Here is a 21,983-nt window from a genome sequence, read left to right as displayed (position 1 = left end):
CTCACGACGCGACACGCCGTCGCGGCGTCGCCAGATTCCGGCTCGCGCGCCGACCGTCCCAGCCGGCGGCATACATAGCCTGCATCACCCGGCCGATCACCGTCGCCTCGCGATAGCGCAGCATCTCGGCGCTGACCCGCACGATCAACCACCCCTGATCGGCCAGCGCCACGTGGCGGTCGATGTCGTCCTGCCGCTGCACCGGGTCGGTCCAGTGCTGCCGGCCGTCGTACTCGATGCCGACCTTCAAGTCCCGGTAGCCCATATCCACCCGGGCCACAAAGCCGCCGTAGCCGTCGAGGACCACGATCTGGGTCTGCGGGCACGGCAGTCCGGCGTCGATCAGCGCCAGCCGGGTGCGGCTCTCTTGAGGCGACTCCGCCCCGCGGTCCACCAGCGGCAAGACCAGTCGCAGCCGGTTGAGCCCACGCGCGCCCCGGTGAGCAGCGATCACAGCTTCGACTTCGTCGACGGACACGCCGGTGGTGTTGGCCAGCGCGTCGAGCCGCTGCACCGCCGATACCCTCGACCGCGTCCGCCGGCCGATGTCGAACGCGGTGCGTGCCGGGGTCGTCACCCGCATCCCGTCCACGACGGTCAGCTCCTGCGGCCTCAGGATGTCTTCGTAAACAACAAGCTTCGGCGGCGACTTGTGGTTGTCATAGACCAGTTCCGCATCCAGCCTGGGGCTCACCCACTGTGCGCCGAGCAGCGCCGCGGCCGAGTTACCGGCCACCACACCCTTACGCCGCGACCACAGCCACGCGGCGATCGCTCGCTGGCGCGCGGTCAGCGCTATGCCCCACGGCGCGTAGACCCCGGGATAAACCGGCTGATATAGCGTCCGCATGGCCCGCTCGGGAATCGCTTTGGCGGCCAAGACCTCAGCACCGAGGAACGGCCACTCCAATTCGCCCACGACCCGAGCGTGCCAGCGCGTGCCGGTCCACGCCGACACTCATCCACAGCGCTCGAGCCGGAACCTCACGACGCGACACGCTGTCGCGGCGTCGCGAGATTCCGGCTCGGCGGGTTGGGCGGGTGAGGTGGGGCGGCGGGGTGGGGTGGGCTGCCTAGACCTCGGCCACCATCAGGGTGTGTCCGGTCGGGTCGCGGAACCACAGCAGCGGCGGGACGGGGTCACCCATTCGGGCCACCTGGTCGTCGACGTCGACCCCGAGCTCTTTCAGCGCGGCGTGCGTGGCATCGATGTCGTCGGTGGTCAACGTGATGCCGGTGACGGTCGGCTCGACCGGACCGCTGTCCGGTGGCGGTGGCGCCAGGGCGATGCCGGTGCCGCCCTCGGCCGGGTAGACCTCGATCCAGCGGTAGCCGTCACCCATCTCGATGTCGGTGCGCTTCTCGAAGCCCAGCGACTCATAGAACGCGACCGCCTTCTCCTGATCGACGGTCGGCACGCACACGAGATTGATTGTCTTCAGGCCGGTTTGGGCAGTGCTCATCATGCTCCTTCTGGGTTGGGACGGGTTGGAGACGGGTTGGAAACGGGTTGGGACACTACGAATCGGCGCCGTACAGCTTGGCGATCTCCGGCGAGCTGGCCCAGCGACTGTAGGTGGGACTCTGAGGCCAGCCGTCGGGCGAGTCCTGCCACTGTTCCTGGCGCCCATAGGGCAGCACGTCGAGCAACGGAAACATGTGGCTGAGCTGTTCTACCCCGCGATGGTTGGTGCACCAGGTTCGGTAGACCGCATCCCCCTGGCGCAGAAAGACATTCACGGCGAACTGCCCACCTTCAGGCACCCCGACATCAGTGCCGAACGAACTGTTGGCGGTGCTGTACCACGCCATCTGGTTGCCGACCCGCCGCTTGTAGGCGATCGCCTCGTCGATGGATCCCTGCGTGACGATGACGAACCGCGCGTCGTAGGCGTCGAGGAAGTCGAGGCGAGTGAACTGCGAGGTGTAGCCCGTGCACCCCGCGCACTGCCACTGTTGGCCCGGCGACCACATGTGGTGGTAGACGATCAGCTGACTCTTGCCCTCGAACACCTCGGGCAGGCGCACCGGTCCGCTCTCGCCCTCGAGCACATAGTCGTCCATGGCGACCATCGGCAGGCGCCGCCGCTGTGCCGCGATCGCATCGAGTTCCCGGGTGGCGGCCTTTTCGCGCCGGCGCAGGGCGTCGAGTTCCCGTTGCCAGGTCTGGTGATCCACGACCGGCGGCACTGCATAACCCCTCATCGGCGAAAACCCCCGTTGATATGTGTACGGCGTCCACATCAGATATGTTCACACCGTACACTTTGACCCGAGGGGGCTGTCAAGAGGTGACCGCGACAAAGACCGGTTATCACCACGGCGATCTGTGCGCGGCACTGATCGAGGCCGGTCTGCAGCTGACCCGGCTCGGCGGTCCAGAGGCTCTCACCGTCCGGGAGGCGACCCGGCGTGTCGGGGTCTCCCCCAACGCCGCATACCGCCACTTCGCCGACCGCGAGGCGCTGTTGAGAGCCGTCGCGGTCGCCATCGGAGACCGGATGGCAGCGCGCATGGTCGCACCGGTGACCCGAGGCGGCACGCCGCAGAGCCGGGCGCGTAATCAGCTGCGCGCGGTCGGGCTCGGCTACATCGGCTTCGCGTTGGACGAGCCCGGGTGGTTCACCGTGGCGTTCTTCGGGGCCGGGCTCACCGCGGTCGACGGGGACGGACTCCCCCCGCCGTTCCGCGCCTTGGTTGAAGCACTCGATGCGATGACCGACGCCGGTGTGCTGCAGGCGAATCGGCGCACCGGCGCGGAGTGGCCGTGCTGGTCAGCGGTGCACGGATTCGCCGAACTGGCGCTGCGCGGACCCCTGCGCGGCGCCCCTCGCGCCGATCTGGACGCGCTGGCAGAGCGAACGGTCGACGACATCATCGCCGGGCTGGTGAGGTAGCCGGCGACTCACGGTTCAGCCGACCCGGGCGGCGGGTGGATCCCGTTGGCGACCGTGCTGCTGATCGCGGCGCTGTTCAGCGTCGAGCCCGGGGATCCGGCGTCCCCCCGGCGCCGGCTTCCATGAACCCCGATGTCAGCTGTCAAGCCGCTCGATGATCGTGACGTTCGCGGTGCCCCCGCCTTCGCACATGGTCTGCAAACCGTACCGGCCGCCGGTGCGCTCCAGCTCGTTGAGCATGGTGGTGAACAGCTTGGCCCCGGTCGCCCCGAGCGGGTGCCCCAGTGCGATCGCCCCACCGTTGGGGTTGACCTTGGCGGGGTCGATCGGGAACTCCTTCATCCAGGCCTGCACGACCGAAGCAAACGCCTCGTTGATCTCAACGACGTCGATGTCATCGATGCTCAGGCCGGTCTTCTCCAGTGCGTAACGGGTGGCCGGAATCGGGCCGGTCAGCATGATCACCGGGTCATCACCACGGGCGCTGATGTGGTGGATGCGGGCGCGGGGCTTGAGACCGTGGTCGGCGACAGCCTTCTCCGAGGCGAGCAGCACCGCGGCCGACCCGTCGCAGATCTGGCTGGAGACCGCGGCGGTCAGCCGGCCACCCTCCACCAGCGTCTTGAGGCCGGCCATCTTCTCCAGGGAGGACTCGCGCGGGCACTCGTCGACCCGGAAGCCGTCGACCTCGATGATCTCGTTGTCGAAACGCCCCTCAGCGATCGCAGTGAAGGCCCGCTGGTGGCTCTGCAGCGCGAAACGCTCCATGTCCTCGCGGGAGATGTCCCAGCGCTCGGCGATCATCTCGGCGCCGCGGAACTGCGAGACCTCTTCGTCGCCGTAGCGCTGCAGCCATTTCTTGGACTCGTTGGTCGGGGAGGTGAAGCCGAACTGCTCGCCGACGATCATTGCCGACGAGATCGGGATCCAGCTCATGTTCTGCACACCGCCGGCCACGATCAGGTCCGCGGTGCGCGACATGATCGCCTGCGCGCCGAACGAGATGGCCTGCTGGCTCGATCCGCACTGCCGGTCCACGGTGACACCGGGAACCCCCTCGGGGAAGCCGGCGGCCAGCCACGCGAGCCGGCCGATGTTGCCGGCCTGGCCGCCGACGGCGTCCACACAGCCGGTGATCACGTCGTCGACGGCGGCCGGGTCGACCCCGACGCGGTCCAGCAGGCCGCTAAAGGCCAACGCGCCCAAGTCGATCGGGTGGATACCCGCCAGCGACCCGTTGCGCTTGCCGACGGCGGTGCGAACGGCGTCGATGACATACGCCTCAGAGACTTGTGCGGCCATTTCAGACTCCTTCTTTGGTGATGCCACCCAGGACGATGGCGAGGTATTGCCTGCCGACTTGTTCGGCGGTCAGTGGGCCACCGGGCTGGTACCAGCGCACCGATACCCAGGTGGTGTCACGGATGAAGCGATAGACCAGGTCGACGTCGAGGTCGGGCCGGAAGATTCCCGCTTCGATGCCCTGCTGCAGCACGTCAAGCCACATCTTACGTTGCTGACGGTTGCGTTCGTCGACGTAGGAGAACCGCTCGTGCGACGAGAGCCGCTTGGCTTCGTCCTGGTAGATGACGACTTGGGCGTGGCGATCCTCGATCGCGTCGAACGACGCCAGGAACAGACCCTTCAGGCGCTCCAGCGGATCGGATTCCTGATCGATGATCTGCTGATAACGGGCGAACAGCCAGCCCAGAAAGTCACGCAGCACCTCGTCGACCATCTCCTCTTTGGAGGAGAAGTGGTGATACAGACTCCCGGACAGGATCCCGGCGGCGTCGGCGATGTCGCGCACCGTCGTTGCCCGCAGGCCACGTTCGGCGATCATCGCCGCCGCCAGGCTCAGGAGTTCGTCACGGCGCGTCATGGCATCAGGCGCGCTGGCTGGAAACCGAAATGACCTCGCCGGTCAGGTAACTGGAGTAGTCGCTGGCCAAAAACGCGATGGTGGTGGCGATCTCCCACGGCTCGGCGGCCCGGCCGAACGCCTCCTCGTCGGCGAGACGGTCCAGCAACTCCGACGAGCTGGTCTTCTCCAGGAATTTGTGCCGGGCGATAGACGGCGAGACGGCGTTGATCCGCACCCCGTACTCGACGGCTTCGATCGCGCTGCACCGGGTCAGGGCCATCACGCCGGCCTTGGCCGCGGCGTAGTGCGACTGCGAATGCTGTGCACGCCAACCCAATACGCTGGCGTTGTTGACGATCACCCCACCGTGGGAGACGCCGCGGAAGTAGCGCAGCGCCGCCCGGGTCGCCCGCATCACCGAGGTCAGGGTCACGTTCAGCACGCGGTCCCACTCCTCGTCGGTCATGTCGATGACCGGGGTCTGCCCGCCGAGTCCGGCGTTGTTGACCAACACGTCGAGCCGGCCCATCTTCGCCACGGCCTCGTCGAGCAGGGCGTCCACCGCGGCGGTGGAGGTGACGTCGCAGACCACCGCCTCCACCCGGCCCAGCCCGAGGCCGGCCAGTTCATCGCGGGTCTCGCCGAGCCGGCGTTCGTGGTAGTCGGAGACCACCACGTCAGCGCCTTCGAGCAGCGCACGCCGCGCGGTGGTGGAACCGATTCCGGTGCCGGCGGCCGCGGTGACCAGCACCGTCTTGCCGGCCAGCAGGCCGTGTCCGGCGATCTCCTGGGGCGCCTTGGACAGATCCGTCGTCGAGCTCATCCCTTTGCCTCTCGGGGTAGGCCGAGAACCCGCTCGGCGATGATGTTGCGCTGAATCTCGTTCGACCCGCCGTAGATGGTGTCGCTGCGGGTGAACAGGTAGAGCCGCTGCCACTCGTCGAACTCGCCGTCGCGCAGCACCATCGAGTCGCGCCCGATCACGTCCATCGCCAGCTCACCCAGGTCGCGGTGCCAGTTGGCCCACAGCAGCTTGGAGACGTTGTCCTGGCCGGGTTGTTCGACGTCCATGGTGGCCAGCGCGTAGGACCGCATCGAGCGCAGGCCGACCCAGGAGCGGGCCAACCGCTCGCGGATCAACGGGTCTTCGGCGGCACCGTTGCGCTTGGCGAGCTCGGCCAGCGACGACAGTTCCCGGGCGTACCGGATCTGCTGGCCCAGCGTCGACACGCCGCGCTCGAAGGTGAGCGTGCCCATCGCCACCTTCCAGCCGTCGCCGGGTTCGCCGACCACCAGATCGGCGTCGGTGACCGCGTCGTCGAAGAACACCTCGTTGAACTCCGAGGTGCCGGTGAGTTGCACGATCGGCCGAACCTCGACGCCCGGCTGGTCCAACGGCACCAGCAGATACGACAGCCCGTTGTGCCGCTTGGAGCCCTTCTCGGTGCGCGCCACCACGAAGCACCACTGCGACAGGTGGGCCAGTGACGTCCACACCTTCTGGCCGTTGATCACCCACCGGTCGCCGTCGAGGACGGCGGTGGTGGCCACGTTGGCCAAGTCGCTGCCCGCACCCGGTTCCGAGTAGCCCTGGCACCACAGTTCGGTGACGTTGCGGATGCCGGGCAGGAAGCGCTGCTGCTGCTCGGGCGTGCCGAAGGCGATCAGGGTCGGCCCCAGCAGCTCTTCGCCCAGGTGGTTGACCTTGTCGGGCGCGTTGGCGCGGGCGTACTCCTCATAGAAGGCCACCCGGTGCGCCACCGACAGGCCACGCCCGCCGTGTTCCACCGGCCAGCCCAGGCAGGTCAGTCCGGCGTCGGCCAGATGGCGGTTCCACGCCATCCGCTCTTCGAACGCCTCATGCTCGCGGCCCGGGCCGCCGAGGCCCTTGAGCTCGGCGAACTCCCCGACCAGGTTGTCGGCCAGCCATGCACGGACCTCAGCCCGGAACTCCTCGACTGCTTGCACCCTTGTAGGCTAACCTACCAAGCACTTGCTCGGCTACGAGCCGTCGAGCCCAGGAGCCCGCGCTGACGGCATGCAGAGTTCAGCGACGGGGAGGAGCAGCGCCTATGAGTTGCGCCGGCGACGATGCAGAGCGGAGCGATGAGGAGGAGTGGCGCCCATGAGTACGGAACCGCAGACCACACCTGCGGCCCTGGACCACATCGCGCGCACGCTGCCCGACCATGACGCCCTGGTCACCGAGGACAGGCACTTCACCTGGGCCGGCCTGCGCGACGAGGTGCGGCGCGCCGCCGCGGCGCTGATCGCCCTGGGGGTGGCGCCCGGCGACCGGGTCGCGCTGTGGTCGCCCAACACCTGGCACTGGGTGGTGACCTGCCTGGGTGTGCACTACGCCGGCGGCGTGCTGGTGCCGCTGAATACGCGCTACACCGCCGCGGAGGCCACCGACATCCTGGCCCGCAGCAAGTCCACGGCGCTGGTCGGCATGGGCCGGTTCCTCAAGACCGACCGGCTCACCGAACTGGACCGAGACCAGCTGCCCGACCTGCGGCACGTGGTCCGCGTGCCCGTCCAGGACGACGACGCGAGCGCGGCGGCTTCCTGGGACCAGTTCATCGCCGCGGGTGCCGCGGTGCCGGCCGCCGACGTCGATGCCCGCGCCGCCGCGGTCGGACCCGACGATCTGTCGGACATCCTGTTCACCTCCGGAACCACCGGCCGCAGCAAGGGCGTGCTCTGCGCCCACCGGCAGTCGCTGGCCGGTCCGGCGGCCTGGGCGCAGTGCGGTCAGATGACCGCGCAGGACCGCTACCTTTGCATCAACCCGTTCTTCCACAACTTCGGCTACAAGGCCGGCATCCTGGCCTGCCTGCAGACCGGGGCCACCCTGATCCCGCAGCTCACCTTCGACCCGGCCGCGGCCTTGCGTGCCATCGAGACCTACCGGATCACCGTGCTGCCCGGGCCGCCCACCATCTACCAGTCCCTGCTGGACCACCCCGAGCGCGACCGGCATGACCTGAGCTCGCTGCGGTTCGCCGTCACCGGCGCGGCCACCGTCCCGGTCGTGCTGATCGAACGCATGCAGTCCGAACTGGACATCGACATCGTGCTCACCGCCTACGGGCTGACCGAGTCCGGTGGGTTCGGCACCATGTGCCGCGCCGACGACGACGCCGTCACCGTCGCCACCACCTGCGGACGGCCGATCGGCGACTTCGAGCTGCGACTGGAAAGCACCGGCGACGGTACGGATTCCGGCGAAGTGCTGCTGCGCAGCGCCAACATCATGCTCGGCTACCTCGACGACCCGGAGGCCACCGCCGCGGCGATCGACGCGGACGGCTGGTTGCACACCGGCGACATCGGGACCGTCGACGACGCCGGCAACCTGCGGATCACCGACCGGCTCAAGGACATGTACATCTGCGGCGGCTTCAACGTCTACCCCGCCGAGATCGAGCAGGTGCTGGCCCGCCTCGACGGCGTCGCCGACGTGGCGGTGATCGGCGTCCCCGACGAGCGACTCGGCGAGGTGGGTCGCGCCTTCATCGTGCGCCGGCCCGGCTCCACGCTCGACGCGGCCCAGGTGATCGCTTACGCCCGCGAACATTTGGCGAACTTCAAGGCACCGAGATCGGTGACCTTCACCGACTCCCTACCCCGCAATCCAGGCGGCAAAGTGGTCAAGCATGAATTGAGAGAGTGGGCCTGATGGACCTGAATTTCGATGACGAGACTGAGGCCTTCCGCGCCGAGGTCCGCGATTTCCTGGCCGCGAACTCCGACAAGTTCCCGACCGAGTCCTACGACACCGCCGAGGGTTTCGAGCAGCACCGGCGCTGGGACAAGGTGCTCTTCGACGCCGGCCTGTCGGTGATCGCCTGGCCCAAGAAGTACGGCGGCCGTGACGCCAGCCTGCTGCAGTGGGTGGTGTTCGAGGAGGAGTACTTCCGCGCCGGCGCCCCGGGGCGCGCCAGCGCCAACGGCACCTCGATGCTGGCGCCGACGCTGTTCGCGCACGGCACGCAGGAGCAGCTGGACCGTATCCTGCCGAAAATGGCCAGCGGCGAGGAGATCTGGGCGCAGGCCTGGTCGGAGCCGGAGTCCGGCAGCGACTTGGCGTCCCTGCGCTCGACGGCGACCAAGGTCGACGGCGGCTGGCGGCTCAACGGCCAGAAGATCTGGAGCTCGCGCGCCCCGTTCGGCGAGCGCGGCTTCGGGTTGTTCCGCTCCGACCCGGAAGCCCAGCGCCACCATGGCCTGACCTACTTCATGTTCGACCTCAAGGCCGACGGCGTCACCGTGCGTGCCATCGAACAGCTCGGCGGCGAGACCGGCTTCGGCGAGATCTTCCTCGACGACGTCTTCGTGCCGGACAACGACGTGATCGGTGAGCCGAACGAGGGCTGGCGCGCCGCGATGAGCACCTCGAGCAACGAGCGCGGCATGAGCCTGCGCAGCCCGGCCCGGTTCCTGGTGGGCGCGGAGAAGCTGGTGGCCATGTGGCGGCAGCACGGCAGCGACCCGGTGTTCACCGACCGGGTCGCCGACGCCTGGATCAAGGCTCAGGCCTACCGGCTGCAAACGTTCGGCACCGTCACCCGGCTGGCTGCCGGCGGGGAGCTGGGCGCGGAGTCCTCGGTGACCAAAGTGTTCTGGTCCGACCTCGACGTCGCCCTGCATCAGACCGGCCTGGACATCCGCGGTGCCGACGGAGAACTCGCCGACGCCTGGACCCACGGTTATCTGTTCTCGCTCGGCGGCCCGATTTACGCCGGCACCAATGAGATTCAGCGCAATATCATCGCCGAGCGGCTGCTGGGCCTGCCCCGGGAGAAGAAATGAAATTCGATCTGGACCAAGAGCAGCGCGACTTCGCTGCCAGCATCGACGCCGCACTGGGTGCCGCCGACGTGCCGGGCGCGGTGCGCGCCTGGTCGCAGGGTGACACCGAGCGGGGCCGTCAGGTGTGGAACCAGCTGACCGAGCTGGGTGTGACCGCGCTGGCAGTGCCGGAGGAGTTCGACGGCATCGGCGCCCATGCGGTCGACCTGGTGCTGGCCATCGAGGCGCTCGGCCGCTGGTGCGTGCCCGGGCCGGTGGTGGAGTCCATCGCGGTGGCGCCGCTTCTGCTCGCCGGGTCACCCGATGCCGGGACTCAGCTGGCCGGGCTGGCTGCCGGGGAGCTGATCGCCACCGTGGCACTTCCGCCGCACACCCCACGGGCACTGGACGCGCAGGCCGCCGACCTGGTTCTGCTGGCCGAGAACGGGACCGCGTCGCTGGCGCAGGCCGGCACCCGCCACGCCTCGGTAGACCCCAGTCGCGGCGTCTTCGACGTCGCTGCCACCGGATCCACCTGGGATGCCGACACCGCCCGCGCCTACGAGATGGGCGCCCTGGCCACTGCGGCACAGCTGATCGGGGCCGGGCAGGCGATGCTGAACACCGCCGTCGACTACGCCAAGCAGCGCACCCAGTTCGGTCGGGTGATCGGCAGCTACCAGGCCATCAAGCACAAGCTGGCCGATGTGCACATCGCGCTCGAGCTGGCCCGGCCGCTGGTGTACGGGGCGGCCTTGTCGTTCGCCGAGGACGCTGCCGACACCGCCCGGGACGTCAGTGCGGCGAAGGTCGCCGCGTCGGACGCCGCGCTGCTGGCCGCGCATTCGGCGTTGCAGACGCACGGCGCGATCGGCTTCACCAGTGAGTGCGATCTGTCGCTGTGGCTGCTGCGGGCGCAGGCCCTGCGTCCCGCGTGGGGTGACCCGACCGCTCACCGGCGGCGAGTGTTGGAGGCGATCTGAGTGGCCCGTAACGACGAACGCGACCTGCTGCGCCAGACCGTGGCCGCCCTGGTCGACAAGCACGCCAACGGCGAAGCGGTGCGGGTGGCGATGGAATCCGAGCGCGGCTACGACGAGGCCCTGTGGCAGCTGTTGTGCGAGCAGGTCGGTGCCGCTGCCCTGGTGGTGCCCGAGGAGCTCGGCGGCGCCGGAGGCGAACTGGGCGACGCCGCAGTCGTTCTCGAGGAACTGGGCAAGGCACTGGTGCCCACCCCGCTGCTGGGCACCACCCTGGCCGAACTGGCGCTGCTGGCCGCACCCGAGCCCGACGCCGAAGCATTGGAACAGCTCGCCGAAGGCGGTGCGATCGGCGCGGTGGTCTTCGGCGACGACTACGCAGCCAACGGCGACATCGCGGACATCGTGGTCGGCACCGACGGCAACCAGCTCACCCGCTGGACCGAGTTCACCACCGAGCCGGTGGCCACCATGGACCCCACCCGGCGCCTGGGCCGGATCACCCCCACCGCCACCGCCCCCATCGGGGTCGACCCGGGCATCGCGGACTACGCGGCGATCCTGCTGGCGGCCGAGCAGATCGGCGCCGCGACGCGCTGCTTGGACCTGACCGTGGAGTACACCAAGAGCCGGGTGCAGTTCGGCCGGCCGATCGGCAGCTTCCAGGCCCTCAAACACCGGATGGCCGACCTCTACGTGGCCGTGTCGGCGGCCCGCGCCGTGGTCGACGACGCCATCGCCGAACCCTCGGCTACCTCGGCCGCGCTGGCACGCGTGGTCACCAGTGAGGCGTTCAGCAAAGTGGCCGCCGAAGCGGTGCAGCTGCACGGCGGTATCGCGATCACCTGGGAAAGCGACATCCAGCTGTACTTCAAACGCGCGCACGGGAGTTCACAGCTGTTCGGCCTGCCGGCACAACATCTTCGCCAGCTGCAGGCCGAGGTGCTCTAGAGGCCCGTTACGGTAGGCCCTATGTGTACCCGACTCGTGTATCTGGGACCGAACGGCAACATCATCACCGGACGGTCGATGGACTGGAAACTGGATTTGGCGACCAATCTCTGGTCGCTGCCGCGAGGTGTGAAGCGCGACGGCCGGGCCGGGCCGAACTCGGTTGAGTGGAGCGCGAAGTACGGCAGTGTGGTGGCCACGGGCTATGACATCTGCACCACCGACGGCCTGAACGAAGCGGGGTTGTCCGCCAACCTGCTGTGGCTGGCTGAGTCGGTGTACCCGCAGTACGACGGCAGTCGTCCCGGACTGTGCATCTCGACCTGGGCGCAGTACGCCCTGGACAACTTCGCCACCGTCGCCGAGGCCGTGGCAGCGCTGAGCAAAGAGGAATTCGCGGTGGTCACCGACGGCGTGCCCGGTGAGGACCGCCTGGCCACCCTGCACCTGTCACTGTCGGACGCCACCGGCGACAGTGCGATCGTGGAATACGTCGACGGCAAGCAGATCATCCACCATGGTCGCCAGTACCAGGTGATGACGAACTCGCCGATCTTTGATCAACAGCTCGCGGTCAACGCCTACTGGGAGCAGCTCGGCGGCACCGTCATGCTGCCGGGCACCAATCGGGCCGCGGACCGGTTCGCGCGGGCTTCGTTCTACGTCAACGCGATTCCGAAATCCGAGGATCTGAAGATCGCACTCGCCTCGGTGCTCAGCGTGGTCCGCAACGTCTCGGTGCCCTTCGGCATCTCTACACCGGGCGAGCCGAATATCTCCTCGACCCGCTGGCGCACGGTTGCCCACCACACCCGCAAGCTGTACTTCTTCGAGTCGACGCTGACACCCAACGTGTTCTGGGTGGACCTGACCAAGCTGGACTTCGAGGAGGGTGCCGCGGTGCGCAAACTCGACCTCGGCTCCGACGACAGCAATATCTTCGCCGGTGAGACATCGGCGGACTTCGAAGTCGCCGAGGCGTTCACCTTCCTCGGCCTGAACAGGTGAGGGCGGCTCGCCGCACGGCCCTGCTCTCGGTTGGGCTGGCCGCCCTGATGTTGGCCACCCCGGCCGCCGCCGAGCCGGGGCCGCAATGGTCTGGTCTGGACGCGCGCGCATACGCCGGCCCCATTCCCGCCGAGGGAGACCTGATCACCTCGGTACCGCTCGACCCGGCGCTGTCGGTGATCGGCGCAGCCCAGGCATTCCGGATCCTCTACGCCACGCCCGATCAGCACGACCGGCCCGCGGTGAGCACGGCCGCGGTCTTCGTGCCGCACGGGCCGCCGCCGGCGGGGGGATGGCCGGTGATCGCGTGGGCGCACGGCACCGTCGGTCTCGGCGACGACTGCACCCCCTCGGCCCGGCCACGCAGCCCACGCGACAACGAATACCTGTCGCACTGGCTCGACCAGGGCTATGTGGTGGTCGGCAGCGATTACGTCGGGCTCGGCACGCCGGGACTGATGAGTTATCTCAACAGCGCCACCGAAGCGCACTCGGTGATCGACTCCGTACGTGCCGTCCACCAGATGGACCTGCCGCTGTCCCCGAAGTGGGCGATCGTCGGACAGTCCCAAGGCGGTGGCGCGGCGATCAACAGTGCCTGGTGGGCGTCGCGGCTCACCGCCGGAACCGGCCTGGACTATCGCGGCGTGGTGGCCACCGGCACACCGGCCAACATCGAACGGGTGGTCATGGAGGCCGGACCCGATCTGCCTCCGGCGCCGGTGCCTCCCGCGGCGATCAGCTACACCTCCTACATCCTGGCCGCCCTGCGCGAGGCATTTCCCGAGATTCCCATCGACAGTGTGCTGACGCCTCGCGGGCGCGAGCTGACAGATCGGGCGGAAACGGTGTGCAAGTCAGAACTGGATCAGCTGGTTGCGGGAACCACGCTGAACCAGCTGTTCAGCGCTCCGGTGAGCTCCCTGGACGGCATCGGCGCGGCGCTCGACGGCTTCCTGGGCACCCCGACCGACGGCTATGACCGCCCGATCTTTCTCGGCCACGGCCAGAATGACGCCGACGTGCCACTCCGATCCAGTCAGACCCTGTATGAGCAGCTGATCGACCATCACCAGGATGTCGAGCTGCACATCTATCCCGACCAGGACCATTCCGGCACCGTGCTCGCCTCGATGCCGGACTCCACCCGGTTCCTCCATCAACTGATGACAGGGTGAATCGCATGACCAACCATCTCGACCGCGCGGCGCTGCGCGCCGGCATTCCACCGTTCCATGTGATGGACGTGTGGCTGGCGGCCGCCGAGCGCCAACGCAGCCACGGCGATTTGGTGAATCTGTCGGCCGGTCAGCCCAGTGTGGGAGCCCCCGAGCCGGTGCGCGCCGCCGCGGCCGCGGCGCTGGAGGCCAACGAGCTGGGCTACACCGTCGCGCTGGGCATCCCGGAGCTGCGCTCGGCCATTGCCGGCTCGTATGCCGAACGCTACGGCCTGGCGATAGACCCCGACGACGTGGTGGTGACCACCGGCTCGTCGGGTGGATTCCTGCTGGCCTTCCTGGCGTGCTTCGACGCCGGCGACCGGGTGGCGATCGCCAGCCCCGGATATCCCTGTTACCGCAACATCCTGTCCGCCCTGGGCTGCGAGGTGGTGGAGATCCCCTGCGGGCCCGAGACCCGATTCCAGCCGACTGCGGCCATGCTCGCCGAGATTCCGGGCCCGTTGGCGGGGGTGATCATCGCCAGCCCGGCCAATCCGACCGGGACGGTCATGGAGCCGGCGGAACTGGCCGCGATCGCCGCCTGGTGCGACGCCACCGGGGTGCGCTTGATCAGCGATGAGGTCTACCACGGTCTGGTCTACGAGGGCGCACCGCAGACCAGCTGTGCGTGGGAGACCTCGCGGAACGCGGTGGTGGCCAACAGCTTCTCGAAGTACTTCGCGATGACCGGTTGGCGATTGGGCTGGCTGTTGGTGCCGCCGGCATTGCGTCGCGCGGTGGACTGCCTGACCGGCAACTTCACCATCTGCCCCCCGGTGCTGGCGCAGTACGCGGCGGTCGCGGCGTTCACCCCTGCGGCGATCGCCGAAGCGCAGGGCCACCTGCGGCACTACGCCGCCAACCGGGAGCTGCTGCTGGATGGCCTGCGCAGCTTGGGTATCAACCGGTTGGCTCCCACCGACGGGGCGTTCTACGTCTACGCCGACCTCGCTGAGCACACCGACGACTCCTTGGCGTTCTGCGCTCGCCTGCTGGCCGACACCGGTCTTGCGCTGACTCCGGGCGTGGATTTCGACACCGAGCGCGGCAACACCTTCGTCCGGCTGTCCTTCGCCGGCCCCACCGCCGACATCGAGGAAGCACTGCACCGGCTCCGCGGTTGGCTGCCACTCCGGTAGGTTGAGCTTCCAAGCTGGAAATACCTGATCGAAGGGATCACTGCTATGCGCATCACCACGACTTCTGGGCTGGCGCTCGGCGCGGCGGCCGTCGGGATCCTGGGTGCGGTGGCCGCATCCACGCTGACGACCAGCGCTCCCGCCGCCGACGCCGCCCCCGCCCCCTGCACGGCAGCCGGACTGTCGAGCACCGCCAGCGGCGTGCTCAGCCAGGCGGGCGCGTTCCTCAACGAGCACCCGGAGGCCAACGACGTGCTGACCTCCGCGGCCACCATGCCGGCCGACCAGGCCAAGTCCTCGGTGCAGGGCTACTTCATCGGCCACCTCGACCAGTTGTCGACCCTGCAGGGCATCGCCCAGCCGCTGACGGACCTGAAGAACCAGTGCGGGATCGCGGTCTCGCCCACCCAGCTGGCGATGCTGCTGGAGACCGTCAGCAAGTAGGCCCGGGCGATGGCCCTGGCGATCACCGAGCACGAACGGGCCGCGCTGGCGCAGGCGGCCGGGTTCGGGCTGTTCGCCGCGATCACCGGACGCCGGTCGCGGCGCTTCCCCGTGGGCGGCGCCATTCCGGACGGCGCGCTGGCCTACACCAGCCGCCGTCCGGTGCAGCCGTTGTCCGAAGTCGAGCGCGCGCTGCTGCTGTCGCTGATGGCCGGCACCACCGGGTGGCACGACGGTATCGCGCACCATCCCGGATACGCACCGGCGCTGCCGAACTATCCCGGCAGCGCCACCGGACGGGCCATGCCGTCGGCAGCGGGCTTTCACACCAGCCAGCTGTTCTTCACCGATGACACCGGTTGCTATCTGCTGCCCACTCGCGACCAACCGCCCCAGCAGTTCGAGACCGTGGAGGCCTGGATCAGCCACACCGCCGATTCCTATGTGCGCCTCTCGGATTCCCGTCTGCAACTGCCCGCCCAAGAGCCCTACATGGAGGGCCACAACACCTGGATCGGCAACCACCCGGGCAGCCTGCTGGCGTTCAATGTGGCCGACCTGGCCGAGCACCTGCTGGAGAATCTGTGGTTCTTCGCGGCCAACGGTTATCCGATCACCGATGACATCAACGACCGCGCCATCCCCGGCGTGCAGGCGTTCTCCGGATTGGCGCACGCCGACGACCCGATACCGCTGTCCTTCGTGGAGCAGTACACCCTGACCGAGGCCAGTGCCGAGTTGTCCATCGCTGCCCACAACGGAGCACTGGGCCTGCAGGCTATGGGCTTGGGCGGCTGGATCTTCGACGGCCTGGACCGGCTGTCGGTGCTGGGCGGCTCGGGTGATCCGCGCGCGCCCGGACTGGGATTCGTCGCCGACACCGATCCGCGCTGGCCGTTCCCGAATGTCACCGGGTTACCCGGCCACTTCGAGACGCTCAGTCCCCCGCATGTCCCCTCGGTTGCCGAGGGCGTGCGCAAACTGGTGGCCCGCAAGTTCGGGCCGGGCGGTCCGTCGCACCCCGACACCCCGGGGCCGTGGGCGGACAGCCCGGCCGTGCGCGGTTCGGCACTGGCACCGGACGGCATCGCCGAACTGGTCACCTGCGAGGCGTCCTACATTTACGACACCTTCGGCAAGCTACCGGGTACCGTCCCCACGGTGCACGTGCTGATGTACCTGCAGGCCCAGCACCTCGACACCGACTTCTACGACAAGTTCTACGCACCCGGGGCGTATCTGCGCACCCACGCCGAGCACCAGCGATGCTGGCACGGCTCATGACCGGCGGCGGACTCCCGCGCTGACGGTGTAAACCAGCCCCACCGCCAGCAGGGCGAACTTGACGAGGGCGGCGCCGCGGCCACGCCGGGCGTTGGTGCCGATGTCGACGCCCTCGAGGGCCTTGAGCAGTGCCACCCCCTCGATCGCATCGCCGGCCACCGCGCCGATCGGCAACAGTCGCAGCGCGATCGGATGACCGTGCCGGGCGCGGGCACGCTCGATGAGTAACAGCGCCAGGGTTCCGTAGGTCGCCATGTAGCCGAAGTCGAGCCACAGGGACCAACGCGCCCACCGACGGCCCTCGTCTCCCCAGACCTCCAGAATCTCCTGAGCCCGTTCGGCACTGCCGGCCAACTCGAATCCGATGATTCCGGGGCCACCCGTCTTGCGCATCCCGCGCTCCAACACCACCATCACTGCCGCGTAGGCGAGCGTCGCCACCGCCGACCAGCCGAGTCGCTTCACCCGGTGCATGCTAGTCGAGCGGCTGGCGATTCAGCCGACCTCAGCGCCGGGCGTCGGCTAGATTGCGGACCATGAATCGAGCGGACGTCACATTCATCTCCGCTGGAACACGGTGCGCGGGCTGGCTCTATCGGCCGAGCAATGCCGTCGGCGATATCCCGTGCGTCGTCATGGCGCACGGCTTCGGGTTGACCCGCCACGATGGACTGGCCGGCTACGCAGCAGCGCTGACGCAGGCCGGGGTCGCGGTGCTGGTCTACGACCATCGCTTTCTGGGGGATTCGAATGGCCAGCCCCGGCAACGCATTCGAACCAGCGAGCAGCTCGAGGATCGATTGGCGGCCATTGCCTTCGCCCGGACGCTCGAGGGGATCGACCCCGACCAGATCATCCTCTGGGGCTATTCACTCAGCGGGGGAACCGCGGTGGAGGCCGCCGCCGCGGATCAGCGCGTGAGCGGGGTGATCCTGCTCTGCCCCTTCCTCGACGGCAGATGGCGCACAGTCCACGGCCTGAGAGTGGACCCCGGCAATACGCTGTGGCTGACGGCGCAGGCCATGCGCGACGCTCTGATACCGCTGGCCGCTGCGCCGGGCGGCCGCGCGGGAGTGACCTTTCCCGGCGAACTGCAGGGATTTCTGTCCGTCGTGGCACCGGGTTGGCGCAACGAGGTGTATGCCGGCCTGGCTCTGCGTCTGCCGCTCTGGCGTCCGGTCACCCGGGCGGGAAAGCTGCACTGCCGGGTCCTGATTCAGGCCGGCGACCGTGACATCACGGTGTCGGCGCGGGCCATCGATCGTCTCGTCCAGCGGGCGCCACACGCGACCCGGAAAGACTATGACGTGGACCATTTCGAGCCGTTCGGCGAGCGTCATTCGCCGCAGATCATCGCCGATCAGGTCGGGTGGCTCACAGCTGCCTCACGCGTCTGAGTCCAGCACCGCAATTCAGAGCCAGGTGTCGTCGGTGGTGGCGGTGAGGAAGGCCTCCAAGTCGTCACGCCAGTGCGCCGGAGTGGTCTTGTCCGGCTCGATGCCGGTGTAGTCGCCGCGATAGAACAGCAGCGGTCGCGGCTTCACCTCCGGAACATCCGAGAGCGACTGCACCGCGCCGAAGACCACGAAGTGGTCACCACCGTCGTGCACCGAGGCCACCGTGCAGTCGATGTGGGCCAACGATCCGGCCAGGATCGGCGAGCCCAGCGGGGACGGCTGCCAGTCCACGCCGGCGAACTTGTCCGGTTCGCGGGAGCCGAAGCGGGCGCAGACGTCCTTCTGCTCCTCGGCCAGGATGTTGACGCAGAACTTTCCGCTGGACTCGATGGCCTGCCAGGACCGGGACTGCTTGGTGGGGCAGAACAGCACCAGCGGCGGATCCAGCGACAACGCGGCGAACGATTGGCAGGCGAAGCCGACCGGCACGTCGTCATCGACGGTGGTGATGATCGTGATGCCCGTACAGAACTGACCGAGTACGTTGCGGAACGCACGCGGGTCGATCGACACCTCGTCGGTCACCGCTACTGCATACCCACGGTGAAGTCATGCCCCCACAGGCTGACCGCGGTGCTCTCCCGAGCCACCCAGTCGTCGTCGTCGACCTCGAGACCCTCGCAACCGAACTCGACCTGAAAACCGCTGGGCGCCTTCATGTAGAACGACAGCATCTTGTCGTTGACGTGCCGCCCCAAGGTGGCGGCCATCGGCACCTTGCGACGGTAGGCGCGGTCCAGAGCCAGCCCGACGTCGTCGGCGCTCTCCACCTCGACCATCAGGTGCACGATTCCCGTCGGAGTCGGCATGGGCAGGAAGGCCAGGCTGTGGTGGCGCGGGTTGCACCCGAAGAACCGCAACCAGGCCGGGTCGCCGTCGGCGGGCCTGCCGACCATCTGCGGGGGCAGCCGCATCGAGTCACGCAGCCGGAAGCCGAGCACGTCGCGGTAGAAGTGCAGCGCCTCGGCGTCGTCGGTGGTCGACAGCACCACGTGCCCCAGACCCTGCTCTTCGGTGACGAAGCGGTGGCCGTAGGGGCTGACCACTCGGCGGTGCTGCAGCGCCACCCCGTGGAAGACCTCCAGGTGATTGCCCGACGGATCGTCGAACGCGATCAACTCCTGGACGTTGCGCTCGGCCAACTCGGCGGCGGTGCCTTCCTTGTAGGGCGTGCCCTCGGCGTCCAGGCGCTGCCGGATCTCCTGCAGCCCTGCGGCGTTGGCGGTTTCCCAACCCGATACCAGCAACCGGTCGGTGTCACCGGGCACCACCACCAGCCGAGCCGGGAACTCATCCATCCGCAGGTACAGCGCACCCTCGGTGCTGCCGGATCCCTCGACCATGCCGAGTACCTTCAGCCCGAAGTCCCGCCAGGCAGCCATGTCGGTGGCCTGGATTCGCAGGTAGCCCAGCGAACGGATACTCATCGGTGATACCTCCAGCTAGCTCGTCGTTGTCCGGCCAGGTCGATCAGACCATGGTGTCGCCGGGCGGCAACCCGAACTCGTGGTTACCGAAGATCAGGTATGCCCGCTCCGGGTCATTGGCCGCGTGCACCCGGCCCGCGTGCGCGTCACGCCAGAACCGCTGCACCGGTGCGTCGTTGGACAGCGCCGTGGCTCCGGCCGCCTCGAACAGCCGGTCGATGGAGGCAATGGCCCGACCGGTCGCGCGGACCTGGTCACGGCGGGCGCGGGCCCGCAGCTCGAACGGGATCTCCTTGCCGGCGGCCAGCAGCGCGTACTCGTCGCGGACGTTGCCGATCAGCTGACTCCAGCCGGCGTCGATGTCACTGGCGGCCTCGGCGATGCGGACCTTGGCGAACGGGTCGTCCTTGGCCTTCTCGCCGGCGAACGCCGCACGCACCCGCTTGCCCTGGTGCTCGACGTGCGCCTGGTAGGCGCCGTAGGCCATCCCCATGATCGGCGTCGAGATGGTGGTCGGGTGCACAGTGCCCCACGGCATCTTGTAGACCGGGGCGGTGTTGGTCTTGTAGCCGCCGGCGGTGCCGTCGTTCATCGCCCGGTAGGACAAGAAGCGGTGCCGCGGCACGAAGGCGTCCTTGACCACCACGGTGTTGCTGCCGGTGCCCCGCAGGCCCACCACGTGCCAGACGTCGTCGATGCGGTAGTCGGAGATCGGGATCAGGAAGCTGCCGAAGTCGACCGGCTTGCCGTCCTTGATCACCGGACCGCCGAGGAATGCCCAGGTGGCGTGGTCACAGCCCGACGACCAGTTCCACGAACCGTTGACGATGTAGCCGTCGGCGGTCTCGGTGACCACACCGGCGCCCATCGGTGCGTACGACGACGAGATCCGAACGTTGGTGTCCTCGCCCCAGACGTCTTCCTGGGCCTGCTGGTCGAACAGCGCCAGGTGCCAGTTGTGCACGCCGATGATGCCGGCGACCCAGCCGGTGGAGCCGCAGGCGCTGGCCAGTCGGCGAACTGCCTCGTAGAAGATGGTCGGGTCGCACTGCAGGCCGCCCCACTGCTCGGGCTGCAGCAGCCGGAAGAAACCGATCTCCTCGAGCGCCGCGACGTTGGCGTCGGGCAGCTTGCGCAGGTCTTCGGTCTCCTGGGCGCGCTCACGCAACTGCGGCAGAAGGTCGTCGATGGCGGCCAACACCGACTGCGCGTCACGTTGTTGAATGGACGTCACTAGATTGCCTCCCAGAAGTGAACAGGTTCTTCCGGCCCGTTTTACAACCAGCCTAGTGTGAGATTAGAACACGTTCCGATTTGTGTCGAGCGGGGTGTTCCTGCAGCTGGTAGCGATACCGGACCGCTTTTCTGTAACCTGTTCTAGTTATGACCGAAGATGAAGGGCGGCCCGTGACGGAGACCATTCCGGACGAACCACTCGGTGCTCACGTCCTGGAACTGCAGATCACCCAAGTCGTCACCGAGACCGACGACGCGCGCTCGCTGGTGTTCGGCGTGCCGGACGGGCCGGATGATCCAGAGATTCCCGAGCAGCGGTTGAAGTACTCCCCCGGCCAGTTCCTGACGCTGCGAATCCCCAGCGATCAGACCGGCTCGGTGGCCCGGTGCTACTCGCTGTGCAGCTCGCCCTTCACCGACGACTCGCTGACCGTCACCGTCAAGCGGACCGCTGAGGGCTACGCGTCGAACTGGCTGTGCGACAACGCGCACCCCGGCATGCGCATGCACGTGCTGGCACCCTCGGGCACCTTCGTGCCCAAGTCCCTGGACACCGACTTCCTGTTGCTGGCCGCCGGCAGCGGGATCACCCCGATGATGGCGATCTGCAAGTCGGCGCTGTCGCAGGGCAGCGGCAAGGTGGTCCTGGTCTATGCCAACCGCGATGAGCGATCGGTGATCTTCAGCGCCGCGCTGCGTGAGCTCGTTGAGAAGTACCCCGACCGGCTGACGGTCGTGCACTGGCTGGAGTCGGTCCAGGGCCTGCCCAGCCGCGCCGCGTTGGCCCAGCTGGCCGCGCCCTACACCGACCGCCAGGTCTTCATCTGCGGCCCGGGCCCCTTCATGCAGGCCGCCCGCGAAGCCCTGGATGCCTGCAACGTGCCGGCCGAGCAGGTCCACCTCGAGGTGTTCAAGTCGCTGGACAGCGACCCGTTCGCCGCGGTCAAGATCTCCGACGCGCCCGAAGGCGAGCAGGCCGCAGCGCCGGCCACCGTGGTCGTCGAACTGGACGGCGAGAAGCACGAGCTGGTGTGGCCACGGCACGTCAAGCTGCTCGACCTGCTGCTCGACCAGGGCCTCGATGCCCCGTTCTCCTGCCGGGAGGGTCACTGCGGGGCGTGCGCCTGCGAGCTCAAGAAGGGCAAGGTCTCCATGGAGGTCAACGATGTGCTGGAGCCCCAGGACCTCGCCGAAGGGCTGATCCTGGCCTGCCAAGCCCATCCCGAGACCGATTCGGTGGAAGTGACCTACGACGAGTGATCACCGGTCTAGGTTGGTGCGA

At 68.2% G+C, this 21,983-nt stretch carries 23 protein-coding genes; 12 read left to right on the top strand and 11 right to left on the bottom strand.

From position 1 onward, the window contains the following. Position 1: 1 nt before the first annotated feature. From AWC18_RS12550 to AWC18_RS12540, 3 genes are all read right to left on the bottom strand, one after another. Positions 2-919 (bottom strand): endonuclease domain-containing protein, encoded by a 918-nt coding sequence (locus tag AWC18_RS12550; protein WP_085138931.1) that lies wholly within the window; start codon positions 917-919, stop codon positions 2-4. A 154-nt stretch (positions 920-1,073) separates the two neighbouring features. Continuing rightward, positions 1,074-1,463 carry a VOC family protein gene (locus AWC18_RS12545; protein WP_082961067.1) on the bottom strand — a complete coding sequence of 130 codons (390 nt, stop codon included), beginning with the start codon at positions 1,461-1,463 and terminating at the stop codon, positions 1,074-1,076. 55 nt (positions 1,464-1,518) lie between these two features. Continuing rightward, entirely contained in the window at positions 1,519-2,205 is a 687-nt protein-coding gene (locus tag AWC18_RS12540; RefSeq protein ID WP_085138930.1) for a DUF899 domain-containing protein, read from the bottom strand. A gap of 86 nt (positions 2,206-2,291) precedes the next feature. Between AWC18_RS12540 and AWC18_RS12535 the strand changes: the two genes are divergently transcribed. After that, a complete protein-coding gene (locus tag AWC18_RS12535; protein ID WP_085138929.1) occupies positions 2,292-2,897 on the top strand; it encodes a TetR/AcrR family transcriptional regulator in 606 nt (201 codons plus the stop codon). A gap of 135 nt (positions 2,898-3,032) precedes the next feature. Here the strand turns inward: AWC18_RS12535 and fadA6 are convergent, their stop codons facing one another. The 4 genes from fadA6 to ipdE1 are packed head-to-tail and all read right to left on the bottom strand — an operon-like array spanning position 3,033 to position 6,729. Then, positions 3,033-4,199 (bottom strand): steroid 3-ketoacyl-CoA thiolase FadA6, encoded by a 1,167-nt coding sequence (fadA6, locus tag AWC18_RS12530; protein ID WP_085138928.1) that lies wholly within the window; start codon positions 4,197-4,199, stop codon positions 3,033-3,035. A gap of 1 nt (position 4,200) precedes the next feature. Further along, on the bottom strand, positions 4,201-4,779 hold the full coding sequence (gene kstR2, locus AWC18_RS12525; protein ID WP_085138927.1) for a TetR family transcriptional regulator KstR2: 579 nt from the start codon (positions 4,777-4,779) through the stop codon (positions 4,201-4,203). 4 nt (positions 4,780-4,783) lie between these two features. After that, complete coding sequence (gene ipdF, locus AWC18_RS12520; protein ID WP_064997613.1) at positions 4,784-5,584, bottom strand: (5R,7aS)-5-hydroxy-7a-methyl-1-oxo-2,3,5,6,7,7a-hexahydro-1H-indene-carboxyl-CoA reductase; 801 nt, start codon at positions 5,582-5,584, stop codon at positions 4,784-4,786. Further along, entirely contained in the window at positions 5,581-6,729 is a 1,149-nt protein-coding gene (gene ipdE1, locus AWC18_RS12515; protein ID WP_064997614.1) for an acyl-CoA dehydrogenase IpdE1, read from the bottom strand. Before ipdE1 ends, ipdF begins: the two co-directional genes overlap by 4 nt. Before the next feature lie 157 nt (positions 6,730-6,886). Between ipdE1 and fadD3 the strand changes: the two genes are divergently transcribed. From fadD3 to AWC18_RS12470, 9 genes are read left to right on the top strand one after another with little or no spacing between them, the layout of a single operon-like run. Then, positions 6,887-8,443 (top strand): 3-((3aS,4S,7aS)-7a-methyl-1,5-dioxo-octahydro-1H-inden-4-yl)propanoate--CoA ligase FadD3, encoded by a 1,557-nt coding sequence (gene fadD3 / locus AWC18_RS12510; protein ID WP_085138926.1) that lies wholly within the window; start codon positions 6,887-6,889, stop codon positions 8,441-8,443. Further along, positions 8,443-9,576 (top strand): acyl-CoA dehydrogenase family protein, encoded by a 1,134-nt coding sequence (locus tag AWC18_RS12505; protein ID WP_064997689.1) that lies wholly within the window; start codon positions 8,443-8,445, stop codon positions 9,574-9,576. The genes fadD3 and AWC18_RS12505 overlap by 1 nt, the downstream gene beginning before the upstream one ends. Beyond that, positions 9,573-10,538 carry an acyl-CoA dehydrogenase family protein gene (locus tag AWC18_RS12500; protein ID WP_085138925.1) on the top strand — a complete coding sequence of 322 codons (966 nt, stop codon included), beginning with the start codon at positions 9,573-9,575 and terminating at the stop codon, positions 10,536-10,538. The genes AWC18_RS12505 and AWC18_RS12500 overlap by 4 nt, the downstream gene beginning before the upstream one ends. Continuing rightward, positions 10,539-11,486, top strand: a complete 948-nt coding sequence (gene ipdE2, locus AWC18_RS12495) for an acyl-CoA dehydrogenase IpdE2 (RefSeq protein ID WP_085138924.1) — start codon at positions 10,539-10,541, stop codon at positions 11,484-11,486. A gap of 21 nt (positions 11,487-11,507) precedes the next feature. Continuing rightward, positions 11,508-12,494 carry a bile salt hydrolase gene (bsh, locus tag AWC18_RS12490; RefSeq protein WP_085138923.1) on the top strand — a complete coding sequence of 329 codons (987 nt, stop codon included), beginning with the start codon at positions 11,508-11,510 and terminating at the stop codon, positions 12,492-12,494. Between the two features lie 47 nt (positions 12,495-12,541). Further along, positions 12,542-13,672, top strand: a complete 1,131-nt coding sequence (locus tag AWC18_RS12485) for an alpha/beta hydrolase family protein (RefSeq protein ID WP_085138948.1) — start codon at positions 12,542-12,544, stop codon at positions 13,670-13,672. Positions 13,673-13,677: 5 nt separating this feature from the next. Further along, a complete protein-coding gene (locus AWC18_RS12480; RefSeq protein ID WP_085138922.1) occupies positions 13,678-14,853 on the top strand; it encodes a pyridoxal phosphate-dependent aminotransferase in 1,176 nt (391 codons plus the stop codon). 45 nt (positions 14,854-14,898) lie between these two features. Further along, entirely contained in the window at positions 14,899-15,297 is a 399-nt protein-coding gene (locus AWC18_RS12475) for a heme-binding protein (RefSeq protein ID WP_064997620.1), read from the top strand. Between the two features lie 9 nt (positions 15,298-15,306). Continuing rightward, entirely contained in the window at positions 15,307-16,581 is a 1,275-nt protein-coding gene (locus AWC18_RS12470; RefSeq protein ID WP_085138921.1) for a hypothetical protein, read from the top strand. Here the strand turns inward: AWC18_RS12470 and AWC18_RS12465 are convergent. Next, positions 16,576-17,046: a hypothetical protein gene (locus AWC18_RS12465; protein WP_133054993.1), complete on the bottom strand. Its 471-nt coding sequence runs from the start codon at positions 17,044-17,046 to the stop codon at positions 16,576-16,578. The genes AWC18_RS12470 and AWC18_RS12465 overlap by 6 nt on opposite strands. A gap of 71 nt (positions 17,047-17,117) precedes the next feature. Between AWC18_RS12465 and AWC18_RS12460 the strand changes: the two genes are divergently transcribed. Continuing rightward, positions 17,118-17,978, top strand: a complete 861-nt coding sequence (locus tag AWC18_RS12460) for an alpha/beta fold hydrolase (RefSeq protein ID WP_085138919.1) — start codon at positions 17,118-17,120, stop codon at positions 17,976-17,978. A gap of 15 nt (positions 17,979-17,993) precedes the next feature. Here the strand turns inward: AWC18_RS12460 and hsaB are convergent, their stop codons facing one another. The 3 genes from hsaB to hsaA are packed head-to-tail and all read right to left on the bottom strand — an operon-like array spanning position 17,994 to position 20,699. Further along, positions 17,994-18,551 (bottom strand): 3-hydroxy-9,10-secoandrosta-1,3,5(10)-triene-9,17-dione monooxygenase reductase subunit, encoded by a 558-nt coding sequence (gene hsaB / locus AWC18_RS12455; RefSeq protein ID WP_085138947.1) that lies wholly within the window; start codon positions 18,549-18,551, stop codon positions 17,994-17,996. Between the two features lie 14 nt (positions 18,552-18,565). Next, positions 18,566-19,465 carry an iron-dependent extradiol dioxygenase HsaC gene (gene hsaC, locus AWC18_RS12450; RefSeq protein WP_064997624.1) on the bottom strand — a complete coding sequence of 300 codons (900 nt, stop codon included), beginning with the start codon at positions 19,463-19,465 and terminating at the stop codon, positions 18,566-18,568. Between the two features lie 43 nt (positions 19,466-19,508). Beyond that, positions 19,509-20,699: a 3-hydroxy-9,10-secoandrosta-1,3,5(10)-triene-9,17-dione monooxygenase oxygenase subunit gene (hsaA, locus tag AWC18_RS12445; protein ID WP_064997625.1), complete on the bottom strand. Its 1,191-nt coding sequence runs from the start codon at positions 20,697-20,699 to the stop codon at positions 19,509-19,511. A 173-nt stretch (positions 20,700-20,872) separates the two neighbouring features. On the opposite strand from hsaA, the gene AWC18_RS12440 reads away from it, so the two are divergent. Further along, positions 20,873-21,961 (top strand): ferredoxin--NADP reductase, encoded by a 1,089-nt coding sequence (locus tag AWC18_RS12440; RefSeq protein WP_109560073.1) that lies wholly within the window; start codon positions 20,873-20,875, stop codon positions 21,959-21,961. Positions 21,962-21,983 lie beyond the last annotated feature (22 nt).

It is taken from the genome of Mycolicibacter nonchromogenicus (assembly GCF_002101775.1).
Taxonomy (GTDB): Bacteria; Actinomycetota; Actinomycetes; order Mycobacteriales; family Mycobacteriaceae; genus Mycobacterium; species Mycobacterium nonchromogenicum.
This window is presented reverse-complemented; position numbering and strand designations above follow the sequence as displayed.

Excerpts from the sequence above, each read along its gene's own strand:
- AWC18_RS12460 (WP_085138919.1), top strand. The coding sequence starts at position 17,118 with ATGAATCGAGCGGACGTCACATTCATCTCCGCTGGAACACGGTGCGCG.
- AWC18_RS12540 (WP_085138930.1), bottom strand. The coding sequence starts at position 2,205 with ATGAGGGGTTATGCAGTGCCGCCGGTCGTGGATCACCAGACCTGGCAA.
- kstR2 (WP_085138927.1), bottom strand. The coding sequence starts at position 4,779 with ATGACGCGCCGTGACGAACTCCTGAGCCTGGCGGCGGCGATGATCGCC.
- AWC18_RS12485 (WP_085138948.1), top strand. The coding sequence starts at position 12,542 with ATGTTGGCCACCCCGGCCGCCGCCGAGCCGGGGCCGCAATGGTCTGGT.
- ipdF (WP_064997613.1), bottom strand. The coding sequence starts at position 5,584 with ATGAGCTCGACGACGGATCTGTCCAAGGCGCCCCAGGAGATCGCCGGA.
- AWC18_RS12500 (WP_085138925.1), top strand. The coding sequence starts at position 9,573 with ATGAAATTCGATCTGGACCAAGAGCAGCGCGACTTCGCTGCCAGCATC.
- AWC18_RS12480 (WP_085138922.1), top strand. The coding sequence starts at position 13,678 with ATGACCAACCATCTCGACCGCGCGGCGCTGCGCGCCGGCATTCCACCG.
- AWC18_RS12475 (WP_064997620.1), top strand. The coding sequence starts at position 14,899 with ATGCGCATCACCACGACTTCTGGGCTGGCGCTCGGCGCGGCGGCCGTC.
- AWC18_RS12545 (WP_082961067.1), bottom strand. The coding sequence starts at position 1,463 with ATGAGCACTGCCCAAACCGGCCTGAAGACAATCAATCTCGTGTGCGTG.
- hsaC (WP_064997624.1), bottom strand. The coding sequence starts at position 19,465 with ATGAGTATCCGTTCGCTGGGCTACCTGCGAATCCAGGCCACCGACATG.
- fadA6 (WP_085138928.1), bottom strand. The coding sequence starts at position 4,199 with ATGGCCGCACAAGTCTCTGAGGCGTATGTCATCGACGCCGTTCGCACC.
- fadD3 (WP_085138926.1), top strand. The coding sequence starts at position 6,887 with ATGAGTACGGAACCGCAGACCACACCTGCGGCCCTGGACCACATCGCG.
- AWC18_RS12505 (WP_064997689.1), top strand. The coding sequence starts at position 8,443 with ATGGACCTGAATTTCGATGACGAGACTGAGGCCTTCCGCGCCGAGGTC.
- bsh (WP_085138923.1), top strand. The coding sequence starts at position 11,508 with ATGTGTACCCGACTCGTGTATCTGGGACCGAACGGCAACATCATCACC.
- AWC18_RS12470 (WP_085138921.1), top strand. The coding sequence starts at position 15,307 with ATGGCCCTGGCGATCACCGAGCACGAACGGGCCGCGCTGGCGCAGGCG.